Raw genomic sequence first — 17,513 nt, forward strand, 5'->3', positions numbered from 1 at the left:
TCCTTTGCTGGCTAGAAATCCCGTCGCCCCGCACCTAAAATCAACAATCCGTTAACCTTTTCGGCGAACATACGGCTCACTTGTTTTCGTCAGGAATTTATTCATGTCTGCTTCATCCCTCAGCCACGAGGCCGCCCTGCAACTGATCGGCAATATTTTCGTTTACGATATGCCGTTTAACCGCGAACTCGGGCTCGAACTCAAACGTCTCGACTGCGATTATGCAGAGCTGAAATTTGCCAATCAGACCAAACTGGTCGGCAACGCCGCACAAAAAATCTTACACGGAGGCGTGATCGCCGCCGTGCTGGATGTCGCCGCCGGTCTGGTGTGTGTCACCAGTTCGCTGATCCGTCGCGACAAGCCGGATCACCCGTTACTGGAAGCGGAAATGCGCCAGCGTTTGGCCAAAATGGGCACCATTGATTTGCGCGTGGATTACCTGCGACCGGGCCGTGGCGAATATTTTATTGCCTCGGCCAGCCTGATCCGCGCCGGGAATAAAGTGTCCGTGGCACGCGTGGATCTGCATAGCGACACCGGTATTCATATTGCGACCACTACAGCAACCTATATGGTCGGCTGATATCAGGTAAACTCCGCTTCTTTCCTTACTCTTTTTTCAGGTACCCACATGGACGCACAACGTACCCGGCAAGGTATTATTTTTGCCTTTATCGCCTATCTGATCTGGGGGATCGCACCGGCGTATTTCAAACTCATCAAACAGGTTCCGGCGGATGAAATTCTGACGCACCGGGTGATCTGGTCTTTCTTCTTCATGTTAGTGCTTCTGTCGGTCAGCCGCAGCTGGGGCGATGTCCGGCGGGTGTTCGCACAGCCGAAGAAAGTCGTCATGTTACTGATCACCGCCCTGCTGGTCGGCAGCAACTGGCTGATTTTTATCTGGGCGATTAACCATAATCACATTCTGGAAGCCAGCCTCGGCTACTTTATCAATCCGCTGGTCAATGTGGTGCTCGGCATGTTGTTTTTGCGGGAAAGATTCCGGAGTTTGCAATGGTTTGCCGTGGCGCTGGCGTTCGCCGGTGTGCTGGTACAGGTGTGGATTTTCGGCTCGGTGCCGATCATCGCCATCGGGCTGTCGCTGACCTTTGCGTTTTACGGTCTGCTGCGTAAAAAAATCGGTGTGGATTCCCAAACCGGCATGCTGATAGAAACCCTGTGGCTGCTGCCGGTCGCCGGGATTTACCTGTTCTTTATCGCCAACAGCCCGACCAGCAATCTGTCCGCGAATCCGTGGTCGCTGGATCTGCTGCTGATGGCCGCCGGGATTATTACCACCATCCCGTTGCTGTTCTTCACCGCCGCAGCTGCCCGGCTGAAACTGTCCACACTGGGCTTTTTCCAGTATCTCGGGCCGACCCTGATGTTCCTGCTGGCCGTGGTGTTTTACGGTGAAACCGTCAACGCCTCTCAGCTCATCACCTTTGGCTTTATCTGGGCAGGTCTGCTGTGCTTTATCAGCGATGCGCTCTATACGCAGGGCCGTTTACGACGGGGGAGAAGCGGGCACAGCGCTGCGTGAGATAAAGCGCGCCATGGCGGGACCGGTGGCCAGGATGGTGATCAGACGCAACGTTTGCATCGCCATCACAAAACCTAAATCCGCATGGCTGCCCGCCGCAATAATCGCCACGGTGTCCAGCCCGCCCGGGCTGGTCGCCAGATACGCCGTCAGCATATCGACGTGCAGCAGTTTGGTCAGCACCCACGCCATTCCCCCGCAAATCAGCATCAGCCCGATAATCGAGGCAATCATCTGCGGCAGCGTACGCAAAGCCAGTTTGAAAATGGGCCGCGTGAAGCGCAATCCGACACTCCAGCCAATCAGCGTATAAGCCATCGCCAGCAGCCATTCCGGCACTTCCAGGGTCACGGTACCGGTGGAATGCAACACCGCGCCGACAATCGCCGGAAGCAGCAACGCGCCGGAAGGAATGCGCAGGCGCGGCCCCAGCCAGACACCGGCAACCGCCAGAAAGACCGTCACAAAGAAACGCCAGGTGAGCGGCGGGAACCAGACCACGACGGCCGCCAGCGAGGCGCTGTCACCCATCGCCATGCGGGCGACAAAAGCGGCGGCGGTGGCGACAAACAGCACCCGCAGATACTGCATAAATGCCACCAGACGGACATCCGCACCGAAATCACCGGCCATCGCCACCATTGCGCTGGCACCGCCGGGTGACGATCCCCACGCACCGGTCGGGCCGGGCAACTGACTGAAACGCACCAGCAGCCAGCCGGAAAGCCCGCTGGCGAGCAGCGTCGCCACCAGCACCATCAGCACCAGCGGCCAGTCATTGAGTAACGGCGGGAGAATCGAGGGCGACAGGCTTTGCGCGATCATACAGCCCAGCACGCCCTGCGATATTTTGAAAAACAGCGGGTGAATACGCACGCTGGCACCCAGCAGGCCCATGATGACGCCGACAATCATCGGCCCGAGCAGAAGCGCAGCAGGCACATGGAAGGTTTGAAAAATAATGCCCAGAATCAGTGAGGAAACGACGAGGATCACCCACTGCCCCGCCGGCGCCATCCTTTCCATCAGCATGGTCGGTTATAACCAGTTTTTACGTTTGAAGTATAAATAAGGCGCCAGCCCGGCGAGGATCATCAAGGCAATCGCACCCGGATAACCAAATGACCATTTCAGCTCAGGCATGAATTCGAAGTTCATCCCGTAGCTGGATGCCACCAGCGTGGGCGGCAGGAAGACCACGGATACCACCGAGAAAATCTTGATAATGCGGTTCTGCTCGATGTTGATAAAGCCCATCGCCGCCTGCATCAGGAAGTTCACTTTCTGGAACAGGGATTCGTTGTGAGGCAGCAGGGATTCGATATCGCGTAACACTTCACGCGCCTGCTCCAGCTGACCTGCCGGTAAGCGGGCTTTGCGCACCAGGAAGTTGAGGGCGCGCTGGGTATCCATCAGACACAAACGGACTTTCCAGCCGATATCTTCCAGCTCGGCGAGCGTGGAAAGCGCGGCGTCATATTCGTCGCCCTGATGCCCTTCCATGATCACCCGGCTGAGTTTTTCCAGATCGCTGTAGATATTTTCGATTTCATCCGCCAGCTGTTCGATTTTGGTTTCGAACAGATCCAGCAGCAGTTCATACGCATTACCATCGACCAGTTTCTGGTTGCGGGCACGCATACGGTAGAGACGAAACGCCGGTAATTCGCGTTCACGCAGGGTATACAGACGGCCTTCGCGCACGGTAAAGGCCACGGTGCTGTTACCGGCATGATCGTCGGCATCTTCGTAATAAAAGAAGGAGTGAATGTGCAGACCGTCTTCGTCTTCAAAAAAACGTGCAGAGGCTTCGATGTCGTCCAGTTCAGGACGTGTCGCCAGGCTTTGCCCTAATTCACATTGAACACGCTCACGTTCCTGATCGTCCGGCTCAACCAAATCAACCCACAATGAGGTTTTGAGATCGTCTGACTCGTCCAGCTCTAAACGGGATAAGCGGCTGTTTTCTAATTTAAAAGCACTCAGCATGTGCCCGTTCTCCCAAGAATGACGGAAAGTGGACAACGCGTTGAAGCACAGAAAATCACGGGGTGAGACGTGTCACCGGCGTAATTCAGACCATGTTCAGATCTGACTCACAGCGACAGAACGGGGGTCGCTGACAACCACTAAGGCCATCAGCAAAGAGGAGGGCCTTAGAAGTGGTACCTGATGAACAGGTTATTGAGCCAGTATCTACTGGGTGTGTCCAAGGCGAAGTTCCTCATTGATAATAGTGCGCGCATGTTACGCCGGGAGTAAAAAGACTGTCAACCGCGAACAAATCTATACTGGCAACATTTATGCATAAAATTCAGGCTGACCTGTTCACCTCTTGCGGCTTATCGGAAGGCACTTTTTTGGCTACACTCAATGCCCGGATTTCCTCACACTTTCAGAACCCAACATGATTAAGCAGATAAACCAAGACACCTTGTGTGACCTGATCACGCAGGCGGCGAATTCGCCGCGACTGCGTCAGAATCTGAATATCCACCCGGCACCGGAAGACGCAGTCCAGCGTCTGGCGATCGCCATGGAACCCGGCACGTACGTGCGTATTCACCGCCATCCGCATACGTGGGAAATGCTGACCGCGCTGCGCGGCCGCTTTCTGGTACTGATTTACGATAACAGCGGTAAAGTCACCGAACGCCTGTGGCTCGGTGCAGAAACCCGTCTGCTGGAAATCCCGGCCAATACCTGGCACAGCGTGTTATCCCTCGACGAAGGCGGTGTGATTTTTGAAGTGAAACACGGCGCGTATCAGCCGGTACAGGAACAAGATTATCTGCCAGGCACCCCGCCGGAAGGCGAAGCAGGCGTAAAAGAAACGCTGGAATGGTATGCGAAAGCCGAAGTGGGTGAAACTTTTAGCCTCTGACCTTTCGGCTCCTCCCCCTGCGAAGGGGGAGGATGGGAGGGGGTTTTACAGACAAAACAGGAGATTAAGCGCGCTTAAACGTTGGTTTTTGACCTTAATACCCCACCCCAACCCTCCCCTTCGCAGGGGAGGGAGTTAAAAATCAGACGGCTTCGAGGCGGGCGTAGGCGGCGACCAGCCACTTGATCCCTTCCCCCGGAAACGCCACCTGCAGACGGCTGTGTTCGCCGCTGCCTTCCATGTTGACGATGGTGCCTTCGCCGAATTTAGGGTGCATGACGCGCTGGCCGAGTTTGAAGCCGGTGTCGCTGACGCTGGTTGGCGTGCCGACGCTGCGGTTGCTCATCGGGCGTGACACGTTGGCGCGCATCCTGACTTCTTCGACACAGTCTTCCGGCAATTCACCGACAAAACGTGACGGACGGTGCGAGACTTCTTTACCGTATAAACGGCGGGTTTCCGCGTAGGTCAGGGTCAGTTTCTGCATAGCGCGGGTCACACCGACATAGGCCAGACGGCGTTCTTCTTCCAGACGCCCGCCTTCTTCCAGCGACATCTGGCTCGGGAACATGCCCTCTTCCATCCCGACGATAAACACCTGCGGGAACTCCAACCCTTTGGCCGAGTGCAGCGTCATCAGCTGCGTGGCGTCCTGATTGGCATCTGCCTGCCCTTCGCCCGCTTCCAGTGCGGCATGAGACAGAAATGCCTGCAACGGCATCAGGTCTTCGTCTTCATCCTGATAGCTGAACTGACGCGTCGCCGTCACCAGTTCCTCTAAGTTTTCAATACGAGCCTGACCTTTTTCGCCTTTCTCCTGCTCATACATGATGAACAGGCCGGAATCTTTGATCACCCGGTCAGTCTGCACATGCAGCGGCATATCCGCCGTTTCATGCGCCAGTGCGTCAACCAGTTCGGTAAAGCGTTGCAGTGAAGACGCTGCACGGCCCGCCAGCACTTTTTCCTGCAACAGCGCGCGCGTGGCCTGCCACATGGTCAGCTGACGATCACGGGCGGTCTGGCGCACCACATCCAGCGTACGGTCGCCGATACCGCGCGTCGGGGTGTTCACCACGCGCTCGAAGGCGGCATCGTCATTACGGTTGGACATCAGACGCAGATATGCCAGCGCATCTTTGATTTCCTGACGGTCGAAGAACCGCTGGCCGCCGTAAATACGGTACGGCATCGCCATTTGCAATAAGGCTTCTTCCAGCACACGCGACTGGGCGTTGCTGCGGTACAGAATGGCACAGTCTTTCAGCGCGCCGCCGTTGTCCTGCCACGTTTTGATGCGGTTAACCACAAAGCGCGATTCATCCAGTTCGTTGAAGGCGCAATACAGTGAAATCGGCTCGCCTTCGCCGTCTTCGGTCCACAGGTTTTTCCCCATACGGCCGTTGTTGTTTTCAATCAGCGAGTTGGCGGCTTTCAGGATGGTGCTGGTCGAGCGGTAGTTCTGCTCCAGACGGATGGTTTCCGCATTCGGGAAATCTTTCAGGAAACGCTGGATGTTTTCGACCTGCGCCCCGCGCCAGCCGTAGATCGACTGGTCATCGTCGCCGACGATCATCACGTTATTGTTATCGCCCGCCAGCAGACGGATCCACGCGTACTGAATGCTGTTGGTGTCCTGGAATTCGTCCACCATCAGGTTGGTAAAGCGTTCGCGGTAATGCTGCAAAATATGCGGCTTGTTCAGCCAGAGTTCGTGGGCGCGCAGCAACAGCTCGGCAAAATCCACCAGCCCGGCACGGTCACAGGCTTCCTGATAGGCCTGATAAATCCGCAGCCAGGTTGCTTCAATCGGGTTGTTGTAGGTTTCGACATGCTGCGGGCGCAGACCTTCGTCTTTTTTGCCGTTGATGTACCACATCGCCTGACGCGGCGGCCATTGTTTATCGTCGATGTTCAGCGCTTTGATCAGGCGCTTAATCAGACGCATCTGGTCGTCGCTGTCGAGAATTTGGAAATCCTGCGGCAGATTGGCGTCTAAATGGTGCGCACGCAGCAAACGGTGCGCGAGACCGTGGAAGGTACCTATCCACATGCCGCCCTGACTGGTGCCAATCAGCTGGTCGATACGGTGGCGCATTTCGGCCGCCGCTTTGTTAGTAAAGGTGACCGCCATGATGGAATACGGCGAGCACTTTTCGACCGCCAGCAGCCACGCAATGCGGTGAACCAGCACGCGGGTTTTGCCACTGCCTGCCCCGGCCAGCACCAACAGATTGCTGCGCGGCGCGGCCACGGCTTCACGTTGTTTTTCATTCAGGCTGTCGAGCAGGTCAGAAACGTCCATAGGCACCGTTTGTCAGGATGAGAAAAGCACTCACGCGAAGATTATCGCCGCGAATGCATTTCTACTGTGAATTTATACAGAGTAATTTAAGAAGGGATTATAGCAATGCTGTCAGCGATGCCAACTGCGAAATCTCAATATGCGGCAACAGACGGGCATCCTTAATGTGCATCAGGTTGCCTTCGCGCAGATTAATCCAGCATGACTGCATCCCGCAACGCACGGCACCGGCGACGTCTGTCGTCAGGTCATCGCCGACGTGGAGGATATTTTCCAGCGGAATATCCAGTTTCAGCGAGGCCTTTTTATACATGTCGGCATAAGGCTTGGCGCGGCCATGCTCACCGGCACGCAGGGTAAACTGCAAATATTGCGACAAACCAAACGCGGTCGGATCGGCATTGCCGTTGGTGATGCCCACCAGAGGCCAGCGTTCTGCCAGTGCCGCCAGCGCGTCATGGTTTTCACCCGGAACATAAATCCGGCTGCGCCACAGGGCGAAGGTTTCCATCGCGGCTTTTGTGCCCAGCGTGGCATCACTTTCGCTCAGACCTGCGCGCTTCATCGCCAGCAACACCGCCTGACGACGCCATTCGGTGACGTCGTGATAAATCTCCGCATCCTCTGCCAGCAGTTCTGCGCGCATCAGGCGGATGGTGTCCGGTGCCATGTCGGCCAGCGCCGGATGGAAACCCTGAATCGATTTCAGCGTTTCAGCATCGGTACGGCGGATAACGTCGTAATTGTCATACAGCGTGTCGTCTAAATCGAAGGTGATCGCTTCAATGCGTTTCAGCGGACGATAGAACTTCATCAGGATTTTCCTCGTTTAGCGCGGGGATGCGCGGCGTCGTAAACCGTCGCCAGATGTTGAAAGTCGAGGTGGGTATAAATCTGGGTGGTGGACAAATTCGCGTGGCCCAGCAGTTCCTGTACCGCACGCAGATCGCCGCTGGATTCCAGCACGTGCGTGGCAAAAGAATGTCGCAGTTTATGCGGATGGATATGGCTGTTCACGCCCTGTTTCACGCCCCACTCGGCAAACCGTTTCTGGACGTTTCGCGCCGAAATACGGCTGCCTTTGCTCGACAAAAACATCGCATCATCCTGCGGATTAAAATCAGCGCGCCGCGCCAGCCAGTGTTCAAGCCAGGTGACGGCCGTCCGGCCAATCGGCACTTTACGTTCTTTGCTGCCTTTCCCCAACACGCGCACTTCGCCGGAGGCCATATCGATATGTTTGCAGTCGATACCCACCAGTTCCGAAAGACGCAATCCGCCGCCGTACATCACTTCCAGCATCGCACGGTCACGCACGGAAAGCGGATCGTTGAGGTCGATTTCCAGCAGTTTATTCACTTCATCGACATCAAGATTTTTCGGCAGATGTTTGGGGGCGCGCGGCGTAGAAATACCTTTGGCGGGGTTGGCGCTCAATACGCCCTGACGTACCAGCCAGTCGAGAAAGCTGCGCAGTGAAGACATGCGCAGCGCCAGACTGGACGCCCCTAAACCGGCGCGTTTGCTGCGTGCCAGTAACATGCGGACTTTTGGCGCATCGAGTTGCTGCCAGCTGGAAATGCCGATCTCGCCGGAGAGGGCGATCAGGGCTTCTAACTGGCGGCTGTAATTGGTGGTGGTAAGCGGGCTGAGCTGACGTTCGACGTGCAGGTAACGCAGAAACGCCTCGACCGCAGGATACAGAGGCGATTCGGTGTGAGTCATACCCGTTCGATCCAGCGTTCCAGCAGGCCGGGCAGCATCTTAGCCAGCTGATCAAGTAAGACGGTGCCCATTCCCGGCTGATAATGCTGCGGGTCACGGCTGCTGAAAATCAGTACGCCCAGCTCACCCTGCTCGCCCATCAGCGACAGAGCAACGGAACCCACGGCTTTCGCCTGCGGTAATAACAGCAGTAATTCCGGGCCGTTCAGGCTGCCGAGATAATGCGGGGTTTCACCCAGACGCTGAATACGCATCGATTCAAACGCGCTGCGGCTCACCGCAAGATGGGTGAAGTCAGACGGCGCACCGATGCGCCAGCCTTCGCTGAACAGACGCACATTGGCGCCCGCCAGCCCCAGACTGCGCGCCCAGCGTTGCAGGCGGTTGAGCATATCCTGCAAACTGCTGGCCGCCGCAAGCGTGGCCTGAAGCTCAATCATCCGCCCGAACAGCGATTCGTTGATCGAGGCCTGCTCCATCAATAAGGTAATTTCTTCTTCAAGCTGCGCGATCTGATGACGCTGACGCCCGAGTTGCCATTCAACCAGCGAGGTGCTGCCTTTCACCGGATGCGGTACGTGCAGTTGCTCGACGCTGCGGGCATTGCGAATAAAGAAATCCGGGTTTTGCAGCAGATATTGCATCACGCTGTCGTCGTCGAGTGCTATCACCGGTTCAATCTGGTCATCAAGATTGTTCATAGATGAATAAATCCGTCGTAAACATGAGTGGCAGGTCCGGTCATATAGAGCGGATGACCCGGCCCTTTCCAGCGAATGTCGAGGCTGCCTCCCGGCAGTTCCACCTGAACTTCTTCTGCGAGTAAACCTTGCTGAATGCCGACCGCAACCGCCGCACAGGCGCCACTTCCGCACGCCTGGGTTTCACCGGCACCGCGCTCGTACACCCGTAACTTCACGCTTTCCGGGCTGACAATCTGCATGAATCCTACGTTCACACGTTCCGGGAAACGTTCGTGGCTTTCGAGCATCGGCCCGAGAACCTCGACGTCTGCCGTCAGAACATCCTCAACCTGTAACACGCAGTGCGGGTTTCCCATCGACACCACGCCGCAGAATACTGTGCGCTCTTCCGCCCGCAGAATATAGGTCTTTTCCGGTTTCGCTGCACGGAAAGGCACCTGCTGCGGTTCAAAGACCGGCTCGCCCATATTGACCTGCACGTCTTCATCTTCCGTGACGGTCAGCACCATGCGACCTGTCTGCGTACTGACGCGGATATCGCGTTTGTTCGTCAGACCTTTAATCCGCACGAAGCGGGCAAAACAGCGCGCGCCATTGCCGCACTGCGCCACTTCGCTGCCATCCGCATTAAAAATGCGGTAATGGAAATCCAGTTCGGGATCGTAAGGCGGTTCCACCACCAGCAGCTGGTCAAAACCCACACCACGGTGACGATCGGACAAACGGCGAATCAATTCAGGCGAGAAATAGACATTTTGAGTCACGGCGTCAACAACCATAAAATCGTTGCCCAGGCCGTGCATTTTGGAGAACTGCATAACTGACTCCGTTTACCGCTGGTCAAATCCAGTCGCGATGATCCCTGCTTGATATGGACCGGCGATCATCAGCCGGCACCTCTGACAATTTCCGTCAGTTAGTCATTATCAGGGCTCGAGGCGAGATCTTCTGGTGAAACGCCCTGCTGCTGGGATGAACCATCGTTACTGGTACCCGGAACCTGACTGGTTTTCTGGGTAGATGTTTTATCCGCTTTAGGGAAATACAGCGGCCCTTTAAGCCCGCAACCGGTAAGAGAAAAGAGTATTGTCGCGGCCAGAGACCAGCGTAAAGCGTTTTTCATTTTATGAATGCCCGTAATTCATGCGACCAAGCTCTCTATAATCGCAGGTGGATCATGAAAAGCAACAGGAATCGATAAATCCCACGGGCACATTTTCAGGGTTCAAAGGGAAGGAAAGCCGGATAATCTGCCATGCGTCCGCGATACGGACGCCTTTTCTAATGCAACTGGAATTGCTGTTTCAGCCGGGAAGGTTCCGCGTCACTTTCAGGCAATGTGGCGCAGGTCGCCGTTAACGCATTGCTGCGGAAAGGGATCACCTGAATGCGCTCATCGAGAGAAACAATCTGGTAAAACTGCGGCAGGTTGAAGTTGATGAAGCTCGAGCCGTAGGTAAACCGGTCATGAGAAGACGAGTAGAAGCGGCTGACATCGCGCACCAGATCCTCTTTGCTGCCTTCACAATGGTGATAGACCTCGACGCGGTTCGATTCATCCAGAATATAGATGTTGAAACCAATGTCGTCCGCGCTGTCTTCGAAGAAGAACTGAATGATCCCTTCACTGGCATAGCCATCAATCACCGCCGGCAGATGCGCCTGATCGGTTTGCAATTTCACTGACAGACCATGCAGTTTGTTGTTGGAAATCGCACCGTAGAATTCGATCGCATTTTCCAGCTTTTGCACAGAAACGCTCAGACGCTCGAAGAACAGCCCCCAGGTTTGTCCGGCCACGCGCACGGCCTTGAAACGGCCCGGCTCGAGACGCTTGCTCGACAGGCGCAGCTCAATGCATTCGGTCACAAGCTGCTGGATACGGGTACGGATCAGACCCCGTAAATGCTGGCTGTAGCAGAACACTTCCACCGATTCCGGCGGCGCGGCATCCTGATGCATTTTGCCCAGAATGGTTTTCAGCGCTTCCAGCACTGCCTGTTCACCGCTGAAATGCAGCGTACGCACTTCATTCCATGAGTTGCGATAGAGCAGGTCAATGCTGCCGACCATGCATTCCTGATTCTGCCCGAAGCTGAACACATCCAGTTTACGGAAATCAAAATGCACGACCTGATTACGGAAGGCTGCGGTCGGATCATGTTCCAGATTGACGATAATCGCTAAGTGACGAATTTCGCACGGGCTGTACAACGCTTTGGGCGTCGGTGCCGCCAGACGCAACGGGAAGTGATGCGAGACATCCGCCACCAGTTCGCGCAATTTGGCGATATCACACAAGCTGCCACTTTTAATATGCAGACGCGTGGTGGAGGTCAGCAGACCATTGAAATAGGCCCAGGCCACCAGTTTGTTCAGGTAGCGGTTATATTCAAGCGGCTGATGGCTGACGATAGAATCCATCGACGGCGACTGGTTATACAGATACCAGCCGGTGCGGTTGGCACGGCCAATCGGCACATGAATAAAGGTTAAATCGCTTTCGGACAAATCAGGCGAAATCTGCGGGTTCACCAGCGTGACTTTGCCCGGCAGCGCTTCAAACGCGGCGTACAACTTACGGGTCAGCACGCCGATATCCTGCGGGCTGGCACTGACGCTTAAATTGTTACGACGGGCAAAGCGGATCAGGTTGCGATAGCTTTGCATCATGGCATCAAGCAGTTCGTTATGCGCTTCGCGTACACGCTCGATTTTCCAGTTCGCCCGGTTATCCAGGATCGCCAGACGCTCTTCGTCCCATCCCCATTCAGCCACCAGCTGGCTGAGAATTTCACGACGCCAGCCGACCGACGCCCGTGCACGGGACAGTTTTTCGCACACTTTTAAATAGAAGCAACGGCGGACTAAATCAAGGCGGGTGGTGTCTTCAATCTGAGTGAGGTAGCGGGTCACGCGGTCGAGCATCATGCAATAGGAATCAAGCCCGAAGCAGACGATCTCGCCCTGATGCAGACGTTGTTTGATATCCATCGCCAGCAATTGGGTTTGCGGGTATTCCCAGGAATAGGTTTCCAGCAGCAGCGTTTTCAGCACCGCTTTATAAGGCGAGTCGATGCTTTTATATAACTGCCACAGGCTCGCACCGAAATACTCTTCGGCGGACAGGGTACTGAGGCCACCGAGATCCAGCCATTCGTTCGGCGTCAGCGCGCCCTGCGCATACAGCGACAGCACATATTCATCGTAATGCGCTTCTTCTTCGCCCGGCACCATATTCCACAGAATACGCTTACCGGCCAGACGCACGGCGGTACGGTAGAATTCGTCGAGCAATAAGATGTGCTGCGTTGAACCGCAGTCTTCTCCGCCCAGACTGCCACTTTCATTATGGCGGAAGCGGTTTTCGTCGATCAGGAAGAAACTGACTTCCACGCCCAGCGAGGCGGCCCATTTTTCCAGCAGGGTGCATTTTTGCTGTAAGCGGTTGCGTTCTTCGTTGTCGAGCCAGGACTGATGACAGACCCAGATATCCAGATCGGAGCTTTGGCTCTGACCGATGGAGGATGTGCTGCCCATAGAATAGACGCCGGTGATCGGTAATTCACCTTTCACCAGAGGCTCAAGTGCGCTGCCCCATTTCTCTTCAAGGTCAGTCAGGTAGGTTTTTTGGGATTCATCAGGCGTGAAAACACAGATACCATGCGGAACCTTACCTTCAAGGTATCCCGGCATCAGAGGGTGATGTTGATGTAAAAAGACAGGAAGCAGCTGATAGACCTGTTGAAACGCAGGACCCATGGCAGCCAGCGCACGATCGACCCGTAACTGGTTGATCGCATCCAATCTTTGCTTCAATGTCTCGATGTAGAGGTACAAGACGTTTCGCCTGATTATACAGTGTCTGGAAAGAACCCCGTTCCAAATCCGTCATTTATGGTGATGCTTATGCTTTGAACAACCGTGATTGTGCAAATAGTTGACGAATAATTGCTGGAAACGTGATCAATTTAACACCTTGCTGTTTGACCGTAAAGAAAGTAACGCACCACAATTACTCTTCCGCTTCTCTGGATTTTACCGTCTGTTCCGAAACGGAACAAATCTCTTAGACTCCCGTTAACCTTCCTTGACGAATGGCTTCTTACGCTGACAGCTTTCTATTGTCAGTGGTAGGATGGTCACAGAGACAGTTAAACGGTAACAAACATGTTAGACAAAATCATTCGAATTGCCACCCGCCAGAGCCCTCTGGCTTTGTGGCAGGCACAATATGTTCAAAGCCAGCTGATGGCCTGTCACCCCGGTTTGCAGGTGGAACTGGTCCCAATGGTCACCAAGGGCGATATCATTTTAGATACCCCGCTGGCCAAAGTGGGCGGTAAAGGTTTGTTCGTCAAAGAGCTGGAACTGGCGATGCTTGATGGCCGTGCCGATATCGCCGTGCACTCGATGAAAGATGTGCCGGTGGAGTTCCCTGAAGGTCTGGGACTGGTCACTATTTGTGAGCGTGAAGACCCGCGTGATGCATTCGTCTCCGGTCAGTACGCCAGTCTCGCAGACTTACCGCAAGGCAGTATCGTCGGCACCTCGAGCCTGCGCCGTCAGTGCCAGTTGCGTCAGAAACGTCCGGATCTGGTGATCCGCGATCTGCGCGGCAACGTTGGCACCCGTCTGTCCAAACTCGATAATGGCGAATACGATGCCATTATTCTGGCTGTCGCCGGCCTGAAACGTCTGGGTCTGGAAAACCGCATTACCTGCGCGCTGACGCCGGAAGAGTGTCTGCCCGCTGTCGGACAAGGTGCCGTAGGCATCGAATGCCGTCTCGACGATCATATCACCCGCGAGTTACTCGCCCCGCTGGCACACCGTGAAACCACATTACGTGTGCAGGCTGAACGCGCCATGAATATGCGCCTTGAAGGCGGCTGTCAGGTGCCGATTGGCAGTTATGCAGAACTGGAAGGCGACGAGCTGTGGTTGCGTGCGTTGGTCGGCGCACCGGACGGCAGCCTGATGGTATGCGGTGAACGCCGTGGTCCTTCCGCCAATGCGCACAGCATGGGTGTGGATCTGGCAGAAGAGCTGCTGGCCAACGGCGCGCGTGAAATTCTGCATGAGGTCTATCAGGGGAACGCCCCTAAATGACCATTCTGGTCACCCGCCCCTCTCCGGCAGGAGAAGCACTGGTCAGCCGGCTGCGTACTCTGGGTCGGGTCGCCTTCCATTCCCCGTTGATTGAATTTGCACCGGGGAACCAGCTCGCATCGCTGCCGAACCTGCTATCCTCATTAAATCAGCAGGATCTGGTGTTTGTGCTCTCGCAACACGCGGTGAATTACGCTGACCGCGCATTGCGCCAGTCCGCGACACGCTGGCCGGACACGTTAAATTATTACGCGATCGGACGCACCACGGGCCTGCTTTTTCACCGGGCCAGCAGCCTGCCGGTTCTCTATCCTCAGGATGGCGAAACCAGCGAGACATTACTGAATCTTCCGGCATTGCAGCGCATTCAGGGCAAAAAAGCCCTGATATTACGCGGTAATGGCGGACGCGAATTGCTGGCAGAGACACTGGCTGAACGCGGTGTGGAGGTGACCTACTGCGAATGTTACCAGCGCAGCCCGGTTTACTACGATGCCAGCGAACAAAGTGCCCAGTGGCAACGCGCCGGAATTGACACGCTGGTCGTCACCAGCGGAGAAATGCTGCAACAGCTGTACCAGTTAGTTCCTGAATACTACCGACATTCATGGTTACTGCGCTGTAACCTGGTGGTGGTCAGCGAACGTTTGGCAACCCTCGCCAGCCAGCTTGGCTGGAGCGCGATTCGGGTTGCTGAGAATGCAGACAATGATGCGCTGATCCGCGCATTACAATTACCTGACTAAGGGATGTGCCAAAATGACGGAACAAAAAAATCCTTCCGCACCGGATGAGAACATTGTGATCTCCCCGGCGGTTGAGAGCCCCCAGCCAGACGCTTCCGACCGGGATCAGGAGCTGAAAACGTTGCGCAAAAAGCAGCGCACCGCACCGGTATTAGGTGCCATCGCCATTGTCCTGGTGATCGCACTGGGTGCAGGTCTTTACTATCACGGCCACCAGCAATCGCTGGCGCAGGCCGCTGCAGACCAGTCACTTTCTGAACAACTCGATGCACTGCAAAAAACCCAGCAACAGGACAAACAGCAAATCGCGGCCCTGCTTGCTCAGCAGTCGAAAAGTCAGCAGGAAGCAGACCGGCAGCAGGCCTCACTCAGTCGCCAGCTGAACGAATTACAGGATAAAGTCGCCAGCATTTCCGGCAGCGATGCCAAAACCTGGTTACTGGCGCAGGCCGATTATCTGGTGAAACTGGCCGGTCGCAAATTATGGAGCGATCAGGATGTGACCACCGCTGCCGCGCTGCTGAAAAGTGCCGATGCCAGCCTGGCGGATATGAACGATCCGAGCCTGATTGACGTGCGTCGTGCGCTGAACGAAGACGTGGGCAGCCTTTCGGCTGTCACACAGGTCGATTTCGACGGCATCATCCTCAAGCTGAATCAGTTGTCGAATCAGGTGGATAACCTGCGTCTGGCCGACAATGATACGGATGATTCTCCGATGGATAATGACAGCTCCAGCCTCTCCGGTTCGCTGGCCGAATGGCGTCAGAACCTGACCAAAAGCTGGCACAACTTTATGGATGACTTCATCACCATCCGCCGCCGCGATTCCAGTGCCGAACCGCTGCTGGCACCGAATCAGGATGTGTATCTGCGCGAGAATATCCGCTCGCGTCTGCTGATCGCCGCGCAGGCCGTGCCGCGTCATCAGGATGAAGTGTATAAACAGTCGCTGGAAAGTGTCTCGACCTGGGTTCGCGCCTACTTCGATACGACCGATCCGTCGACCAAAGCCTTCCTTGAAGATCTGGATAATCTCAGCCAGCAGTCTGTTTCAATGGATGTGCCGGATGAGCTGAAAAGCCAGCCGATGCTGGAAAAACTGATGCAGACCCGCGTGCGTAACCTGCTTCAGCAGCCCGCCGCCGCCACGCAGGGGGAATAACGCATGTTACGAGTTTTCGTGTTATTCCTGATTGTCTTTGCCGGCATCATCGTCGGCCCGATACTGGCCGGACATCAGGGCTACGTCCTGATCCAGACCGACAATTACAACATCGAGACCAGCGTCACCGGTTTAGTCATCATGATGATCGTACTGATTCTGGTGCTGTTCTTCATTGAATGGATCCTGCGCCGCGTCATGCGTACCGGTGCTCGTACCCGTGGCTGGTTTGCCGGGCGTAAAAGCTCTAAAGCGCGTAAGCAAACGAACGCCGCGATGCTCAAACTGGCAGAAGGCGACCATCGTCAGATGGAAAAACTGCTGGCGCGCAATGCCGATCACGCAGAACAACCGGTGGTGAACTATTTACTGGCCGCAGAAGCGGCACAGCAGCGCGGCGATGATATCCGTACCAATCAGTATCTGGAACGTGCCGCAGAAATTGCGGATACCGATCAGATGCCGGTCGACATTACCCGTGTCCGTATTCAGCTGGCCCGTGGCGAAGTTCACGCCGCTCGTCATGGCGTGGACCGGTTGCTGGGGCAGTCGCCACGCCATCCGGAAGTCTTACGTCTGGCAGAGCAGGCATATCTTCTGACCGGCGCGTACGGCTCGCTGCTGGAGATTTTACCGTCGATGGCGAAAGCCGATATTCATACCGACGATGAAATCCGGGTGCTGCAGGAGCAGGCTTATATCGGCATGATGAATCAGCTGATGGCGGAAGAAGGCAGCGAAGGCCTGAAACGCTGGTGGAAAGATCAGAGCCGTAAAACCCGTCATGAAGTGGCGTTGCAGGTGGCGATGGCGACGCATCTGATTGAATGCAACGATCAGGATCTGGCGCAGGAAGTGATCCTCGACGGACTCAAACGCCAGTATGACGATCGTCTGGTGGCACTGATGCCGAAACTGCGTTCGGGTAATCCTGAACAGCTGGAAAAAACACTGCGTCAGCTGATCAAACAGAATGGCACAACGCCGCTGCTGAGCAGCACGCTGGGTCAGTTACTGATGAAGCACGGTGAATGGCAGCAGGCGAGCGATGCGTTCCGTGAGGCGCTGAAACAACGCCCTGACGCCTATGATTATGCCTGGCTGGCTGATGCGCTGGATAAACTGCACAAACCGGCTGAAGCGGCGGAGATGCGCCGTGAAGGGCTGATGCTGACGCTGAATAATTCACAGCAACCGTAAGAAAATTGCTGTCTGCGAAAGGCTCCTTCGGGAGTAATGCCGATCAGTTAAGGATCACTTGAACGATCCTATGGCTGTGTAAAAATCCGGAAACGTTCTTCGTTTCCGGATTTTTTTATGCGT

16 protein-coding genes are annotated in these 17,513 nt (G+C 55.4%); 7 read left to right on the forward strand and 9 right to left on the reverse strand.

All coding sequences use genetic code 11. From position 1 onward, the window contains the following. Positions 1 to 103: 103 nt before the first annotated feature. Together EDF78_RS23410 and rarD are read left to right on the forward strand one after the other, a co-directional pair. Positions 104 to 586 carry a thioesterase family protein gene (locus EDF78_RS23410; RefSeq protein WP_095924206.1) on the forward strand — a complete coding sequence of 161 codons (483 nt, stop codon included), beginning with the start codon at positions 104 to 106 and terminating at the stop codon, positions 584 to 586. A gap of 48 nt (positions 587 to 634) precedes the next feature. Continuing rightward, entirely contained in the window at positions 635 to 1,549 is a 915-nt protein-coding gene (gene rarD, locus EDF78_RS23415; RefSeq protein ID WP_131694303.1) for an EamA family transporter RarD, read from the forward strand. On the opposite strand, the gene EDF78_RS23420 is transcribed toward rarD, so the two are convergent. Together EDF78_RS23420 and corA are read right to left on the reverse strand one after the other, a co-directional pair. Continuing rightward, positions 1,514 to 2,575: an AbrB family transcriptional regulator gene (locus tag EDF78_RS23420; RefSeq protein WP_095925247.1), complete on the reverse strand. Its 1,062-nt coding sequence runs from the start codon at positions 2,573 to 2,575 to the stop codon at positions 1,514 to 1,516. The two genes, rarD and EDF78_RS23420, sit on opposite strands and share 36 nt — an antisense overlap. Positions 2,576 to 2,587: 12 nt before the next feature. After that, positions 2,588 to 3,538, reverse strand: a complete 951-nt coding sequence (gene corA, locus EDF78_RS23425; RefSeq protein WP_095924204.1) for a magnesium/cobalt transporter CorA — start codon at positions 3,536 to 3,538, stop codon at positions 2,588 to 2,590. Between the two features lie 418 nt (positions 3,539 to 3,956). On the opposite strand from corA, the gene EDF78_RS23430 reads away from it, so the two are divergent. Next, a complete protein-coding gene (locus EDF78_RS23430) occupies positions 3,957 to 4,433 on the forward strand; it encodes a WbuC family cupin fold metalloprotein (RefSeq protein ID WP_133824003.1) in 477 nt (158 codons plus the stop codon). Positions 4,434 to 4,575: 142 nt separating this feature from the next. Here the strand turns inward: EDF78_RS23430 and uvrD are convergent, their stop codons facing one another. The 7 genes from uvrD to EDF78_RS23465 form a co-directional block, all read right to left on the reverse strand. Further along, a complete protein-coding gene (gene uvrD, locus EDF78_RS23435; protein ID WP_095924202.1) occupies positions 4,576 to 6,738 on the reverse strand; it encodes a DNA helicase II in 2,163 nt (720 codons plus the stop codon). 97 nt (positions 6,739 to 6,835) lie between these two features. Continuing rightward, positions 6,836 to 7,552, reverse strand: coding sequence for a 5-amino-6-(5-phospho-D-ribitylamino)uracil phosphatase YigB (yigB, locus tag EDF78_RS23440; RefSeq protein ID WP_095924201.1), 717 nt, complete (start codon positions 7,550 to 7,552; stop codon positions 6,836 to 6,838). Then, on the reverse strand, positions 7,552 to 8,463 hold the full coding sequence (xerC, locus tag EDF78_RS23445; RefSeq protein WP_095924200.1) for a tyrosine recombinase XerC: 912 nt from the start codon (positions 8,461 to 8,463) through the stop codon (positions 7,552 to 7,554). Before xerC ends, yigB begins: the two co-directional genes overlap by 1 nt. After that, the gene (locus tag EDF78_RS23450) at positions 8,460 to 9,164 is read right to left on the reverse strand and encodes a DUF484 domain-containing protein (RefSeq protein ID WP_095924199.1); all 705 of its coding nucleotides are present in this window, start codon (positions 9,162 to 9,164) and stop codon (positions 8,460 to 8,462) included. The genes xerC and EDF78_RS23450 overlap by 4 nt, the downstream gene beginning before the upstream one ends. Further along, positions 9,161 to 9,985, reverse strand: coding sequence for a diaminopimelate epimerase (dapF, locus tag EDF78_RS23455; RefSeq protein ID WP_095924198.1), 825 nt, complete (start codon positions 9,983 to 9,985; stop codon positions 9,161 to 9,163). The genes EDF78_RS23450 and dapF overlap by 4 nt, the downstream gene beginning before the upstream one ends. Positions 9,986 to 10,083: 98 nt before the next feature. Next, positions 10,084 to 10,290, reverse strand: coding sequence for a lipoprotein (locus EDF78_RS23460; RefSeq protein WP_119822785.1), 207 nt, complete (start codon positions 10,288 to 10,290; stop codon positions 10,084 to 10,086). Between the two features lie 158 nt (positions 10,291 to 10,448). Continuing rightward, positions 10,449 to 13,007, reverse strand: coding sequence for a class I adenylate cyclase (locus tag EDF78_RS23465; protein WP_133824004.1), 2,559 nt, complete (start codon positions 13,005 to 13,007; stop codon positions 10,449 to 10,451). A 330-nt stretch (positions 13,008 to 13,337) separates the two neighbouring features. On the opposite strand from EDF78_RS23465, the gene hemC reads away from it, so the two are divergent. The 4 genes from hemC to hemY are packed head-to-tail and all read left to right on the forward strand — an operon-like array spanning position 13,338 to position 17,390. Continuing rightward, positions 13,338 to 14,279 carry a hydroxymethylbilane synthase gene (hemC, locus tag EDF78_RS23470; RefSeq protein WP_133824005.1) on the forward strand — a complete coding sequence of 314 codons (942 nt, stop codon included), beginning with the start codon at positions 13,338 to 13,340 and terminating at the stop codon, positions 14,277 to 14,279. Continuing rightward, positions 14,276 to 15,025, forward strand: a complete 750-nt coding sequence (gene hemD, locus EDF78_RS23475; protein WP_133824006.1) for a uroporphyrinogen-III synthase — start codon at positions 14,276 to 14,278, stop codon at positions 15,023 to 15,025. The genes hemC and hemD overlap by 4 nt, the downstream gene beginning before the upstream one ends. A 13-nt stretch (positions 15,026 to 15,038) precedes the next feature. Continuing rightward, on the forward strand, positions 15,039 to 16,190 hold the full coding sequence (gene hemX / locus EDF78_RS23480; protein WP_133824007.1) for a uroporphyrinogen-III C-methyltransferase: 1,152 nt from the start codon (positions 15,039 to 15,041) through the stop codon (positions 16,188 to 16,190). A gap of 3 nt (positions 16,191 to 16,193) precedes the next feature. Continuing rightward, a complete protein-coding gene (gene hemY / locus EDF78_RS23485) occupies positions 16,194 to 17,390 on the forward strand; it encodes a protoheme IX biogenesis protein HemY (RefSeq protein WP_119822789.1) in 1,197 nt (398 codons plus the stop codon). Positions 17,391 to 17,513: the final 123 nt, after the last annotated feature.

The organism is Rahnella sp. BIGb0236 (genome assembly GCF_004364755.1).
Classification (GTDB): domain Bacteria; phylum Pseudomonadota; class Gammaproteobacteria; order Enterobacterales; family Enterobacteriaceae; genus Rahnella; species Rahnella victoriana.

Coding starts and splice junctions, on each gene's coding strand:
- EDF78_RS23410 (WP_095924206.1), top strand. CDS start 104: ATGTCTGCTTCATCCCTCAGCCACGAGGCCGCCCTGCAACTGATCGGC.
- rarD (WP_131694303.1), top strand. CDS start 635: ATGGACGCACAACGTACCCGGCAAGGTATTATTTTTGCCTTTATCGCC.
- EDF78_RS23420 (WP_095925247.1), bottom strand. CDS start 2,575: ATGGAAAGGATGGCGCCGGCGGGGCAGTGGGTGATCCTCGTCGTTTCC.
- corA (WP_095924204.1), bottom strand. CDS start 3,538: ATGCTGAGTGCTTTTAAATTAGAAAACAGCCGCTTATCCCGTTTAGAG.
- EDF78_RS23430 (WP_133824003.1), top strand. CDS start 3,957: ATGATTAAGCAGATAAACCAAGACACCTTGTGTGACCTGATCACGCAG.
- uvrD (WP_095924202.1), bottom strand. CDS start 6,738: ATGGACGTTTCTGACCTGCTCGACAGCCTGAATGAAAAACAACGTGAA.
- yigB (WP_095924201.1), bottom strand. CDS start 7,552: ATGAAGTTCTATCGTCCGCTGAAACGCATTGAAGCGATCACCTTCGAT.
- xerC (WP_095924200.1), bottom strand. CDS start 8,463: ATGACTCACACCGAATCGCCTCTGTATCCTGCGGTCGAGGCGTTTCTG.
- EDF78_RS23450 (WP_095924199.1), bottom strand. CDS start 9,164: ATGAACAATCTTGATGACCAGATTGAACCGGTGATAGCACTCGACGAC.
- dapF (WP_095924198.1), bottom strand. CDS start 9,985: ATGCAGTTCTCCAAAATGCACGGCCTGGGCAACGATTTTATGGTTGTT.
- EDF78_RS23460 (WP_119822785.1), bottom strand. CDS start 10,290: ATGAAAAACGCTTTACGCTGGTCTCTGGCCGCGACAATACTCTTTTCT.
- hemC (WP_133824005.1), top strand. CDS start 13,338: ATGTTAGACAAAATCATTCGAATTGCCACCCGCCAGAGCCCTCTGGCT.
- hemD (WP_133824006.1), top strand. CDS start 14,276: ATGACCATTCTGGTCACCCGCCCCTCTCCGGCAGGAGAAGCACTGGTC.
- hemX (WP_133824007.1), top strand. CDS start 15,039: ATGACGGAACAAAAAAATCCTTCCGCACCGGATGAGAACATTGTGATC.
- hemY (WP_119822789.1), top strand. CDS start 16,194: ATGTTACGAGTTTTCGTGTTATTCCTGATTGTCTTTGCCGGCATCATC.